The organism is Caulobacter segnis (assembly GCF_019931575.1).
In the GTDB taxonomy this organism is placed as follows: domain Bacteria; phylum Pseudomonadota; class Alphaproteobacteria; order Caulobacterales; family Caulobacteraceae; genus Caulobacter; species Caulobacter segnis_C.
Map to the genome: position 1 here is coordinate 2,705,052 of NZ_CP082923.1, position 12,399 is coordinate 2,717,450.

The following is a 12,399-nucleotide window of genomic DNA, read 5'->3' on the forward strand; positions in this document are numbered from 1 at the left end:
ACAGAACATCCCCGTTCATCTGAGTCGCCGGGCCAACTCGCCCGCGCGTCCGAACCGTCGTCGCGTTAATTTCCTCCGATGTCCCTCGTTCCCGCGCTCGATCTCGTTCTCCCCGGCCTACCCGAGCCCACGATCAACGTGGCGCCGCACAACATGGAAGCCGAGCAGGCGCTGCTCGGGATCCTGCTGTACGACAACGCCGCGTACGAGCGCCTGACCGACAGCCTGCAGGCCCGCTGCTTCTACGAGCCCTTCCACCAGCGCCTGTTCCAGGCGATCGAGACCCACGTCCGCAAGGGCCAGCTGGCCGAACCGATCCTGCTGGCCGACGAGTTCAAGGCCGACGCCGCGTTCGAAGAGCTGGGCGGCCTGCGCTACCTGGCCGACCTCGTCGACCGCGCCCCGCCCGCCGCCAACGCCGGCGACTACGCCCGGGTGATCTTCGACCTCTCCCTGCGTCGCGAGCTGATCCGCATCGGCGGCGACATCGCCACGGCCGCGCAAGGGACCGCCGAGGTCAAGGACGGGGAGAAGAAGACCGCCCGCGACCAGATCGAGTCGGCCGAACAGCAGCTGTACAGCCTGGCTGAAAGCGGCACCGCCTCGTCGGGCTTCGTCAGTTTCGGCGACGCCCTGCGCGGCGCGGTCGAGATGACCGCCGAGGCCTACAGCCGCGAAGGCGGCATGTCGGGCGTCTCGACCGACCTGATCGACCTGGACCAGAAGATCGGCGGCCTGCACCCCTCCGACTTGATCGTCCTGGCCGGCCGTCCCTCGATGGGCAAGACGGCCCTGGCGACCAACATCGCCTTCAACATCGCCAAGAAATACGCCTACGAGATCCAGCCCGACGGCACGAAGAAGACCGTCCAGGGCGGCGTCGTGGCCTTCTACTCGCTGGAAATGAGCGCCGAGCAGCTGGCCCTGCGTATGCTGGCCGACGCCTCGGGCGTGTCGGGCGACAAGCTGCGGAAGGGCGAGATCGACGCTTCCGAGTTCGGGCGCGTCCGCGACGCGGCCATGGAGCTGCAGGAAGCGCCCCTGTTCATCGACGCCACCGGCGGTATCTCGATCGCCAAGCTGACCGCCCGGGCCCGTCGCCTCAAGCGCCAGCACGGCCTGGACCTGGTGGTGGTCGACTACCTGCAGCTGGTCACCGGCTCGGACCTGTCGTCCAACGCCAGCCGCGTGCAGGAAGTCTCGCAGATCACCATGGGCCTCAAGGCCCTGGCCAAGGAACTGGCCTGCCCCGTCATCGCCCTCTCGCAGCTGTCGCGTCAGGTCGAACAGCGCGACGACAAGCGGCCTCAGCTCTCCGACCTTCGGGAATCCGGTTCGATCGAACAGGACGCCGACATGGTGTGGTTCGTGTACCGCGAGGCCTATTACGTGGGCCGCGCCGAGCCGCGCGAGGGTACGCCCGAGCACCTGACCTGGCAGGAGGAGATGGACCGCCTGCACGGCCTGGCCGAGGTGATCATCGCCAAGCAGCGTCACGGTCCCATCGGCACCGTGCGCCTGTCGTTCAACAGCGACACCACGCGCTTCGGCAACCTGGCCCGCGACCACTACTTCGCCCAGGCCCGGAACATCCCGTCGGACGAATAGGCCCTTCGGAGGAGGCGGGTTTGACTTCCGCCTCCGCCCCGCGCCACGGTCGGCGCCTCGCCCTCCTGCCCGACGAGTCGCATGGACTTCAGCCCCCTGCCCACCTCCAGCCTGGTCGGCGCCTTCCTGCTGGCGTTTCCGGCGCTGTTCTCGATCGTCAATCCGGTCGGAGCGTCGCTGATCTTTCACCAGGCCATGGCCGGACGCTCGCGCGAGGAACGGCGCGGGCTGGCGCGGCGGATCGGCTTCTACGCCTTCCTGGTGCTGCTGGGCTCGCTGCTGCTGGGCGGCTACATCCTGAACTTCTTCGGCGTCAGCCTGGGGGCTTTGCGGGTGGCCGGCGGCCTGGTCGTGGCCATCCGCGCCTGGGGCCTGCTGATGGATCCGCAGCAACACGAGGACCGCAAAACCAGCCAGACCGAGTCCGCCCAGACCCACGAAGACGTGGCGTTTTTCCCGCTGACCATGCCGTTCACGACCGGACCAGGTTCGATCTCGGTAGCCATCGCCCTCTCCTCTCAGCGCCCGACCGAGGGCGCGGCGGTGGCGCCGTTCTTCATCGGCGCCAGCCTGGCCGCCGCGCTCGTGGCGGTGATGGTCTGGGTGTTCTACAGCGCCTCGGGCCGGGTCATGCGCCTGTTGGGTCCTTCCGGCGCCCGGGTGCTGTCGCGGCTGGTCGCCTTCCTGTTGCTGTGCATCGGCGTTCAGATCATCGCCTCGGGCGCGGAGAACCTGGTGGCCAAGTTCATGGCCTCGCATTCCGGTTAGACCGTTGAACGGCAAGGCCGCGTCCGCTACGCCGTCCCCGTGACCGAAGCCCGCCTGACCCTCGACCTCGACGCCCTGGCCGCCAACCACGCGGCCTTGCGAAAGCGCGCCGGCGACGCCGAACTGGCGCCGGCGGTCAAGGCCGACGGCTACGGCCTCGGCGCGGCGGACGTCGCCGACCGGCTGTGGGCCGAGGGCGCGTGCAGCTTCTATGTCGCTCGTCTGTCGGAAGGCGTCGCCCTGCGCCAGGCCTTGGGCGACCGCGACGCGATCATCTACGTCCTCGACGGCGCCACGCCCGGCTCCGGCGACACGCTGGAGGGCGCGGGGCTGATTCCGGTGCTCAACAGCCTGCCGCAGATCGAGGCCTGGAACGCCCAGGCCCGCTCGGGCCGGCTGAAGGCGGCGCTGCATGTCGACACCGGCATGAACCGCCTGGGCCTGCGCCCGGAGGAGGTGAAGGTGCTGGTCGGCGCGACCGACCGGCTGAAGCGCCTGGACCTCGATCTCGTCATCAGCCACCTGGCCTGCGCCGACACGCCCGAAAGCCCGATGAGCGCTCGCCAGTTGGAGCGTTTCGAGGCCGTCACGGCCCTGCTGCCGAACGCCCGGCGCAGCCTGGCCAACTCGGCGGGCCTGTTCCTGGGCGAGGCCTATCGCTTCGACCAGGCCCGTCCGGGGATCAGCCTCTATGGCGGCGGGCCCGAGGGCGTCCCGCATCCCGAGATCCGCGCCGTCGCCACGGTCGAAGCCCCGATCCTGCAGGTCCGGGTCGTGCCGCGCGGCGAGAGCGTGGGCTACGGCGCCGGCTGGACCGCGCCCGACACCACCCGCGTGGCCATCGTCGCGGCCGGCTATGCCGACGGCGTGCCGCGCGCCAGCCATCCGAATGGCCAGGCCTGGTTCGACGGCGCCCGGCGCCGGCTGCTGGGCCGCGTCTCCATGGACCTGCTGGCGATCGACATCACCGACTGCGACGCCGCGCGTCCCGGCGCCATGGTCGAGCTGTTCGGCCCGAATCTGCCGATCGACGACGCCGCGACCGCCGCCGGCACCTCGGCCTATGAACTGCTGACCCGTGTCGCGCCGCGCGCCCGCCGCGTGGTGATCGGCCGCTAGCCCGCCAGGGCCCGCAGCCGCGCGGCGTTGACCGTGTGAACCGCCGCCTTCAGCACGTCGACCGTCTCGGCCGAGCCTTCCGCCGAGACCGCGAACCGGTCGGCCGCCACGATGCTGTAGCGCCCCGACTTCGAGGCCGTGTCCCAGGCCTCCGTGACCAGCCGCCCGCCAGCCGTGGTGATGGTCTCATAGCCGGTCGCCGTGCGTCGCGTGCTCTCCGCGCCCTGGGCGTCGTCCGAGGCGCCGACGCTGCCGATGGCCCCGAGATCGGTGACCTCCAGCACGAAGGCCGAGGCGCCTTTCACATACTTCGCCCGCGCCTTGGCCATGCCCGGCTCGGGCCCGAGCTCGCTGGTGACGGGGCCGCGCGCGAACCCGCCGACGCTGGCCGGCAGCAGATCCTTCAGACTAGCGGCCGCCAGGGGGCGCGCGCCCTTCCGCGCCGCCCGCTCGGCCTGCTCGGAGTCCTTTTCCAGCTGGCGCAGGTCGATCGGCTTGCCGTTGACCTCGACCGGTCCGGAGGACGAACGCTCGCCTTGCCGCCCGCAGCCGACCACGACCATCACGACGGCGACAGCCACGCCGCGACGCCAAGTCCTGCTTCCAGCCTCAATCCCTGGCATGAGCCAGCTCCTTCCAGCGCCCTGCCACCCTAACGCGTGCTGCGCACCTTGGCTGCGTCCGGCTTTGGCGCACCGTCCCGCCAGCCTGTAGACTACCGACATCCGAGAATCAGGAGACCTCATGGCCCGCGACGGCGCCGTCTACGCCTGCCAGTCCTGCGGCGCGGTCCAGACCAAGTGGTCCGGACAATGCCCCGCCTGCCAAAGCTGGAACACGCTGGTCGAGGAGGTCGGGGCCAAGCCGCCGGGCGCGCTGTCGACGACCAAGTCCACGCGCGTGCGCGGCCTGCAGTTCACCGGCCTGGAAAGCCAGTCCGCCCCGCCGCCCCGGATCATGACCGGCGTCGACGAGTTCGACCGCGTCTGCGGCGGCGGCGTGGTGCCGGGTTCGGCCCTGTTGATCGGCGGCGACCCGGGCGTGGGCAAGTCCACCCTGCTGCTGCAGGTCTGCGCCAGCGCCGCCCTGCGCGGCGTGTCTTGCGCCTACATCTCGGGCGAGGAAGCCGTCGAGCAGATCCGGGGCCGCGCGGACCGCATGGGCCTGGCCAAGGCCAATGTCAGCCTGGCCGCCGAGACCTCGCTGCGCGACATCCTGGACGGCCTGAAGCGCGACAACTTCGACCTGGTGGTCATCGACTCGATCCAGACCCTGTGGAGCGACGCCCACGAAGCCGGGCCCGGCACCGTCACCCAGGTCCGCGCCTGCGCCACCGAGCTGGTGCGCCTGGCCAAGAAGAAGGGCGTGGCCATCCTGCTGGTCGGCCACGTCACCAAGGACGGCCAGATCGCCGGCCCGCGCGTGGTCGAGCACCTCGTCGACGCCGTACTCTCGTTCGAGGGCGAGCGCGGCTATCCGTTCCGTATTCTCCGCGGCGCCAAAAACCGTTTTGGCGCTACGGACGAGATCGGCGTCTTCGAGATGGGCGACGTCGGCCTGCGCGAGGTCAAGAACCCCTCGGCGCTGTTCCTCAACGAGGGCGGCGAGCGGGCGGCGGGCGCGGCGGTGTTCGCCGGCATCGAGGGTTCACGGCCCGTGCTGGTGGAATTCCAGGCCCTGGTCGCGCCCTCCGCGTACGGAACGCCGCGTCGCGCCGTGGTCGGATGGGATTCCGGACGCCTGGCCATGGTCTTGGCCGTACTTGAAGCCCGATGCGGCCTTGGTTTTGGCGACAAGGACGTCTATCTGAACGTCGCTGGCGGCCTTCGCATCACGGAACCGGCGGCGGATCTCGCGGCGGCGGCGGCCCTGGCCTCCTCCGCCCTGGACGTCGCCCTGCCCCAGGACTGCGTCGTGTTCGGCGAGCTCAGCCTGTCGGGCGAAGTACGGCCCGTCAGCCGGATGGAGACACGTTTGAAGGAAGCCGCGAAACTGGGATTTGGCCGGGCGCTGGGACCGCTCGCCGGCCTGCCTGAAGGCGGCGGAGCCCTGCCGGTGGCGGGCGTGGCGCGTCTGACCGACGCAGTCCGCCGCATCGGCGACGAGATCTGGACGAGCCTGACGTGACGCCTTTCGACATCATCGCCGGCCTCCTGCTTCTGGTCTCCGGCGTCACCGGCTGGATTCGCGGCGCCTCGCGCGAGCTGACCTCGGCGCTGTCGTTCATCTTCGCCGCCGCCATCGCCCTGTTCGGCCTGCGGATCAGCGGCCCGGTCTTCCGCAAGCTCATGGACCCTGACTGGGCGGCGACCGGCGCGGCGGTGCTGGTGGTCTTCGTCGTCTTCTTCCTGATCTTCCGCCTGATCGGCGGCCGCCTGACCGCCAGCCTGCAGCAGAGTTCGGCCGGCATGCTGGACCGCGCGATCGGCGCGACCTTCGGCGCGATCCGCGCCTGCGTGATCCTGGGCGTCTTCAACCTGCTGCTGCACCTGGCGACGCCGCCGGACCGCATGCCGCACTGGGTCGAGGATTCGCTGTTCTATCCCCTGTCCGAGGCCAGCGGCGAAGTGCTGAAGGTCTTCGCGCCCAAGGGCAAGGCGCTGGCCGGCAAGCTGGCGCCAGCGATCAAGGACGCCGTTCATGAGGGCGGCGACAATACGTCCGGCGAGAAATCGTCCGGAAAAGGCTATGATGAAAACCAGCGTCGACAGCTCGACGACCTGGTGGAGAAATCGCGATGACCTTCCTGGGCCAGTCGACCGACCGCTATTCCTCTTCGCCATGGCGTGATCCGGAAGACGACACGCTGCGCCTGGAGTGCGGCGTCTTTGGCGTCTTCGGCACGCGCGACGCGGCGGCCATCGCGGCCCTGGGCCTGCACGCCCTGCAGCACCGCGGCCAGGAAGCTTGCGGCATCGCCGCCTTCGACGGCAACCGCTTCCACACCGAGCGCCACATGGGCCATGTCGGCGACGCCTTCACTGGCGCCGACCTCGTCCAGCGCCTGCCGGGTAACATGGCCATCGGCCACACCCGCTACTCGACGGCCGGCGGCAGCGGCATCCGCAACGTCCAGCCGATGTTCGCCGATCTCGAGACCGGCGGCGTGGCCATCGCCCACAACGGCAACCTGACCAACTTCCTGACCTTGCGCGAACGCCTGGTGCAGGAAGGCGCAATCTTCCAATCGACCTCGGATTCCGAAGTCATCCTTCACCTGATCGCCCGCTCCCGGAAGGCCAGGATCGTCGACCGCTTCATCGACGCGGTCGGCCAGATCGAGGGCGGCTACGCCCTGGTGGCCATCACCAACAAGAAGATGATCGGCCTGCGCGACCCGCTGGGCATCCGCCCGCTAGTCCTGGGCGACCTGGACGGCAAGCCGATCCTGGCCTCCGAGACCTGCGCCCTCGACATGATCGGCGCCCGCTTCGTGCGCGACATCGAACACGGCGAGATGGTGGTGATCGAGGAAACCGGCATCACCTCGACCAAGCCGTTCCAGACCCAGGCCGCGCGCCCCTGCGTGTTCGAATATGTCTACTTCGCCCGTCCCGACAGCGTCGTGAACGGCCGCTCGGTCTACGGCGTGCGCAAGCGCATGGGCCGCAACCTGGCCAAGGAAACCGGCATCGAGGCCGACGTCGTGGTGCCTGTGCCGGACTCGGGCGTCCCCGCCGCCCTGGGCTTCGCCCAGGAGAGCGGCATCCCGTTCGAGATGGGCATCATCCGCAACCACTATGTGGGCCGCACCTTCATCCAGCCCACCCAGGGCGTTCGCGAGCTGGGCGTGCGCATGAAGCACAGCCCGAACCGAGCCATCCTGGCCGGCAAGCGCGTGGTGCTGATCGACGACTCGATCGTGCGCGGCACCACCTCGCTGAAGATCGTCCGCATGGTCCGCGAGGCCGGCGCCAAGGAGGTCCACCTCCGCTCGGCCAGCCCGCCGATCAAGTGGCCCGACTTCTACGGCATCGACATGCCCGAGCGCGAACAGCTGCTGGCGGCCAACAAGTCGCTGGAAGAGATGGCCAAGTTCCTGGAAGTGGATAGCCTGGGCTTCCTGTCGGTCGAGGGCCTGTACGACGCTCTGGAGGCGGGTCCGCGCGATCCGGCCGCCCCGCAGTTCACCGACCACTACTTCACCGGCGACTATCCGACCCGCCTGACGGACCGCGAGATCGCCGAGGGCCGCAACGAAACCAACGACAAGCAGCTGTCGCTGCTGGTCAGCGCCTAAGTCCGTCTTGTGAACCTGAAGAGCGTTCTCGAGAAGCTGAAGCTCGAGCCGTACGTCCTCGCCCTGTTCGGCATGGTCGTGCTGGCCTCGATCATCCCCGTGCGCGGCGAGGCGGCGCATGGGCTGAACATCGTCGTCAAGCTGGCCATCGCCCTGCTGTTCTTCCTGCATGGCGCCAAGCTGTCGCGGGAGAGCGTGGTCGCCGGCGTGACGCACTGGCGGCTGCACCTGCTGATCCTGGCCTTCACCTTCGTGATGTTCCCGATCCTGGGCCTGGCCATCAGCAAGATCGGCGTGCTGCCGCCGACCCTGGCGGCTGGGATCCTGTTCCTGTGCTGCCTGCCCTCGACGGTGCAGTCCTCGATCGCCTTCACCTCGATCGCGCGCGGCAACGTCGCTGCGGCCGTGGTGGCGGCCAGCGCCTCCAACCTCTTCGGCATCTTCATCACGCCGGTGCTGGTGGGCCTGCTGATGCACACCCAGGGCGGCGCCGCGGGCGGCTGGAAGTCGGTGCAGGACATCGTCGTCCAGCTGCTGCTGCCGTTCATCGCCGGCCAGTTGGCCCGGCCGCTGGTCAGCGGCTGGATCGCCAAGCACAAGGGTCTGATCGGCTATGTCGATCGCGGCTCGATCCTGCTGGTCGTCTACGCCGCCTTCAGCGAGGCCGTCGTCGGCGGCATCTGGCATCGGATCTCGCCGCTGCAGCTGGTCTTGCTGCTGGTCGTCTGCGGCGTGCTGCTGGCCATCGTGCTGGCGGCCACCACCTTCGGCGCGCGGGCCCTGGGCTTCTCGCCCGAGGACGAGAAGGCGATCACCTTCTGCGGCTCCAAGAAGAGCCTGGCGACCGGCGTGCCGATGGCGGGCATCCTGTTCCCCGGTCCGACCGCCGGGATCCTGGTCCTGCCGCTGATGATCTTCCACCAGATCCAGCTGATGGCCTGCTCGGTCATCGCCCAGCACTACGCCAGGAAGGCCAGCGAAGCGGAAGCTTAAGGGCTTCTCCCGGTTTCCGTTCGCCCTCCTCTGATCTAGAACCCGCGCATGACTTCCGACTCCCAAAAGCCGCTGGCCGGCCGCATCGCCCTCGTCACCGGCGCCACGCGCGGCATCGGCGAGGCGATCGCCCTGGGCCTGGCCAAGGCCGGCGCCCATGTCATCGCCGTGGGCCGCACGCAAGGCGCGCTCGAGGCCCTGGACGACGCCATCCTGGAAGCCACCGGCGAGCGCGCCACCCTGGTCCCCCTGGACCTGCGCGAACCTGACGGCCTGGATCACCTGGGCGCGGCCATCCACCAGCGCTGGGGCAAGCTCGACATCCTGGTCGGCGCGGCCGGCCTGCTGGGCCCCCTGACGCCGGTCAGCCACCTGGACCCCAAGGGCTGGGACATGATCCTGTCCACCAACCTGACGGCCAACTGGCGCCTGATCCGCGCCATGGACCCGCTGCTGCGCGCGTCGGACGCCGGCCGGGCCCTGTTCTTCTCCAGCAGCGTGGCCAAGAGCCGCCCAGCCTTCTGGGGCGCCTACGCGGCGACCAAGGCGGCGCTGGAAGCCATCGTCGACGTCTATGCCGACGAGACCGAGAACACCGCCATCCGCGCCCTGTGCGTCGATCCCGGCGCCATGCGCACTCGCATGCGGGCCGGCGCCTTCCCGGGCGAGGATCCCAAGACCGTGCCCGCGCCGGAGACCATCGTCCCGTTCGTCGTCGACCTGGTCCGCCCCGACCGCCAGCCGCCCAAGGGCGTCGTCCGCTTCAAGGACCGCGGCCAGGAATCACCGAGCATCGACGCCTGAGCGAAACCTCACGCGGGGGTTTGAATTGTTACGGAAATAGCCGCACGGGTTGTACAGAGGTTAAAAATACCACCCTGACGCTGATCCAAGGAACAATGTTTTGCGACCCGGTGACAAATTAGCGGCTCATTAACCAGCGTCGCCGGAGACGTTTAAGCGCGGCAACGACGTCGCGTCCTTGGGGCCTTCACATGGCGCTGTTCTCTCGTGGCCGCGATGCGGCGGACACGGCTCAGGTCTCCGATCTCGCGGGCATCGTCGCGGCGATCCAGCGTTCCCAGGCGGTGATCGAGTTCAGCCTGGACGGCACGATCCTGACGGCCAACGAAAACTTCCTGCGGACGATGGGCTACACCCTCTCCGAGATCCAGGGCCGCAAACACAGCATCTTCGTCGACGCCGCCCAGGCCGCGTCCCCGGCCTATCGCGAGTTCTGGGCCGCGCTGAACGCCGGTCAGTTCGTCGCTGACAAGTTCAAGCGCGTTGGCAAGGGCGGCAAGGAGGTCTGGATCCAGGCGTCTTACAATCCCGTCCTCGACAAAAACGGCCGCCCCTTCAAGGTCATCAAGTTCGCCGCCGACGTCACCACCGTCGAGATCGAGCGCCGCGAGACCGAGGCCGAGCGCGAGCAGGTTCGCCAGGAGCAGGAGCACATCGTCTCCGTCCTGGCCGAAAGCCTGGGCCGCCTGGCGCGCGGCGACCTGACGGCGCGCATCGACACCCGCTTCGAGGGCCGCTACGCCCAGCTGCGCGAGGACTTCAACGCCGCGATCGACAGCCTGCGCGACGCCATGTCCGCGATCGCCGAGGCCGCCAACAGCATGGAATCCGGGGCCAACGAGATCGCCAGCGCCTCCAACGACCTGTCCAAGCGCACCGAGCAGCAGGCCGCCAGCCTGGAAGAAACCGCCGCGGCGCTCGACCAGATCACCGCCACGGTCAAGCGCAGCGCCGAGGGCGCCCGGCAGGCCTCGGCCGCCGCCTCGGCCGCCAGCACCGACGCCGACCGCTCGGGCGAGGTCGTCCAGCAGGCCGTCGCGGCGATGGGCGAGATCGAGAAGTCCTCGGGCCAGATCACCCAGATCATCGGCGTCATCGACGAGATCGCCTTCCAGACCAACCTGCTGGCCTTGAACGCCGGCGTCGAGGCGGCGCGCGCCGGTGAAGCCGGTCGCGGCTTCGCGGTCGTCGCCCAGGAAGTGCGGGCCCTGGCCCAGCGTTCGGCCGAAGCGGCCAAGGAGATCAAGACCCTGATCGCCAACTCGTCCACCCAGGTCGAGCATGGCGTGCGGCTGGTCGGCGACACCGGCCAGGCCCTGACCGGCATTGTCGCCAAGGTCGGCGAGATCAACGGCCTGATCCGCGAGATCGCCGAGTCCTCGCAGGAGCAGGCCACCGGCCTGAACCAGGTCAACGCCGCCGTGAACCAGATGGACCAGGTCACCCAGCAGAACGCCGCCATGGTCGAGGAGGCCAACACCTCGTCGGCCTCGCTGCGCGGCGAGGCCCAGGACCTGGCTCGCCAGGTGGCCCGGTTCCAGACCGGCGGCCGCGCGGCCGTCCGCCATCCGGCGCCAGCCCCGGCCCGCAACCCGGTCGCCGAGCAGCGCGCCCGCATCCAGAGCTTCGCCCGCCCCGGCGGCGCCGCGACGGCCGCCGCCCCGGCCGAATGGGAAGAGTTCTAGTGGGGGGCGAGAACCTGCCCTAGCAGCAGGTTCGCCGCGGCCGCCGCCGAGCCGTCACCGGTCAGGGCGGCGGCCACGATCGCTCCATCCTTCACCGAATAGGCCACGACCGCGCTGGCGCCGGGCGTCCCGCCCAGGTGGCCCAGCCACAGGCTCCGGGAACCCTCCGCTCCCGGAACCTCCACCGCCATCGCGCCCAGGCCATAGAAGCTTCCGGCGTCGAACATCGGGTAGAGCTTCCCGAACATAGCCCCGACGGTCTCCTGCTTCAGCAGCTGACCGCCCAGCAGCGCCGCCCACACTCGCGCCATGTCGCCCGCCGAGCCCACGGCCGGCCCCGCCGCCCCGGCCCAGGCGGGCGCGATCGGCGCCTCCTTGGCCGAGACCAGCCTGGCGACATCCTCGGCCTTGTCGCCGTCAGCCAGCATCCGCAGCGACTTCAGCCCCAGCGGCTTGACGATCCGGGCGTCGACGGCGTCCTGCCAGGATCGCCCGTCCACGGTCTCGATCACCTTGCCCAGCAGGCCGTAGCCGGTGTTGGAATAGCGCCAGCGCTCGCCGGGACAGGACATCGCGCCATGGCGAGCGATGATCTTCACGTCCTCGTCCAGAGTGTGCGCCTGCCGCTCGGCGCGGGCCTTCAGGTCCTCGTTGGCGCTGAACAGGCCGCCGGTATGGGCCAGCAGGTCGCGGATGGTGACCACGTCGCCATTGGGGACCCCGGCCACGTACTGGCCGATCGGATCCTCCAGTTTCAGCTTGCCGGCCTCGACCAGCTGCAGGACCACGATGGCGACGAGGCTCTTGCCCGCGCTGGCCCAGAACAGCAGCGGCGGCTGGTCCCCGCTGTCGGTGCGCTCCCAGCCCCCCTTGCCGGGAACCAGGATGGCGGCGGTGATGACCGGCGCCTGGGTCGCGGCCTTGGCGCGGAGAAAACCGGCCTCCAGCCGCGCGACGGTCTCGGGATCCAGCGCGGCCTTGGGGACCTCGGGAAGCAGCGGCGGCGCGACGGGCGCGTGCAGCGGCGGACCGGCATAGGTCACCGCGCTCTTGCAGACGACGGGCTTGTAGTCGGCCGCCAGCGCGACGGCCGGCAAGCCCGTCACAAGCAACATCAAGACAGGCGCCGCCAGTCCCGTGCCCCGCATCATCGTCCTCCGCGTTCCACCCAGCAGGCTAAAC

General features: G+C 69.6%; 11 protein-coding genes. 9 read left to right on the forward strand and 2 right to left on the reverse strand.

Annotation, left to right across the window (positions count from 1 at the left end; translation table 11 throughout):
- The first annotated feature begins 78 nt into the window (after nucleotides 1-78).
- The 3 genes from K8940_RS12470 (at nucleotide 79) to alr (ending at nucleotide 3,495) form a co-directional block, all read left to right on the forward strand.
- Nucleotides 79-1,608 (forward strand): replicative DNA helicase, encoded by a 1,530-nt coding sequence (locus tag K8940_RS12470; RefSeq protein ID WP_223390281.1) that lies wholly within the window; start codon nucleotides 79-81, stop codon nucleotides 1,606-1,608.
- 81 nt (nucleotides 1,609-1,689) lie between these two features.
- Nucleotides 1,690-2,376: a MarC family protein gene (locus K8940_RS12475; RefSeq protein ID WP_223390282.1), complete on the forward strand. Its 687-nt coding sequence runs from the start codon at nucleotides 1,690-1,692 to the stop codon at nucleotides 2,374-2,376.
- Nucleotides 2,377-2,415: 39 nt separating this feature from the next.
- The gene (gene alr, locus K8940_RS12480) at nucleotides 2,416-3,495 is read left to right on the forward strand and encodes an alanine racemase (protein ID WP_223390283.1); all 1,080 of its coding nucleotides are present in this window, start codon (nucleotides 2,416-2,418) and stop codon (nucleotides 3,493-3,495) included.
- Here alr and K8940_RS12485 read toward each other — a convergent pair.
- On the reverse strand, nucleotides 3,492-4,076 hold the full coding sequence (locus K8940_RS12485) for a hypothetical protein (protein WP_223390284.1): 585 nt from the start codon (nucleotides 4,074-4,076) through the stop codon (nucleotides 3,492-3,494). The genes alr and K8940_RS12485 overlap by 4 nt on opposite strands.
- Nucleotides 4,077-4,239: 163 nt before the next feature.
- Here K8940_RS12485 and radA point away from each other — a divergent pair, with 163 nt between their 5' ends.
- From radA to K8940_RS12515, 6 genes are all read left to right on the forward strand, one after another.
- Entirely contained in the window at nucleotides 4,240-5,622 is a 1,383-nt protein-coding gene (gene radA / locus K8940_RS12490) for a DNA repair protein RadA (protein ID WP_223390285.1), read from the forward strand.
- On the forward strand, nucleotides 5,619-6,236 hold the full coding sequence (locus K8940_RS12495) for a CvpA family protein (RefSeq protein ID WP_223390286.1): 618 nt from the start codon (nucleotides 5,619-5,621) through the stop codon (nucleotides 6,234-6,236). Before radA ends, K8940_RS12495 begins: the two co-directional genes overlap by 4 nt.
- Nucleotides 6,233-7,735 (forward strand): amidophosphoribosyltransferase, encoded by a 1,503-nt coding sequence (purF, locus tag K8940_RS12500; RefSeq protein WP_223390287.1) that lies wholly within the window; start codon nucleotides 6,233-6,235, stop codon nucleotides 7,733-7,735. The genes K8940_RS12495 and purF overlap by 4 nt, the downstream gene beginning before the upstream one ends.
- Before the next feature lie 9 nt (nucleotides 7,736-7,744).
- Nucleotides 7,745-8,728 carry a bile acid:sodium symporter family protein gene (locus K8940_RS12505; RefSeq protein WP_223390288.1) on the forward strand — a complete coding sequence of 328 codons (984 nt, stop codon included), beginning with the start codon at nucleotides 7,745-7,747 and terminating at the stop codon, nucleotides 8,726-8,728.
- Between the two features lie 48 nt (nucleotides 8,729-8,776).
- Nucleotides 8,777-9,532, forward strand: a complete 756-nt coding sequence (locus tag K8940_RS12510) for an SDR family NAD(P)-dependent oxidoreductase (protein WP_223390289.1) — start codon at nucleotides 8,777-8,779, stop codon at nucleotides 9,530-9,532.
- A 191-nt stretch (nucleotides 9,533-9,723) separates the two neighbouring features.
- On the forward strand, nucleotides 9,724-11,217 hold the full coding sequence (locus tag K8940_RS12515; RefSeq protein WP_223390290.1) for a PAS domain-containing methyl-accepting chemotaxis protein: 1,494 nt from the start codon (nucleotides 9,724-9,726) through the stop codon (nucleotides 11,215-11,217).
- Here K8940_RS12515 and K8940_RS12520 read toward each other — a convergent pair.
- Complete coding sequence (locus K8940_RS12520) at nucleotides 11,214-12,332, reverse strand: serine hydrolase domain-containing protein (RefSeq protein WP_223390291.1); 1,119 nt, start codon at nucleotides 12,330-12,332, stop codon at nucleotides 11,214-11,216. The two genes, K8940_RS12515 and K8940_RS12520, sit on opposite strands and share 4 nt — an antisense overlap.
- Nucleotides 12,333-12,399: the final 67 nt, after the last annotated feature.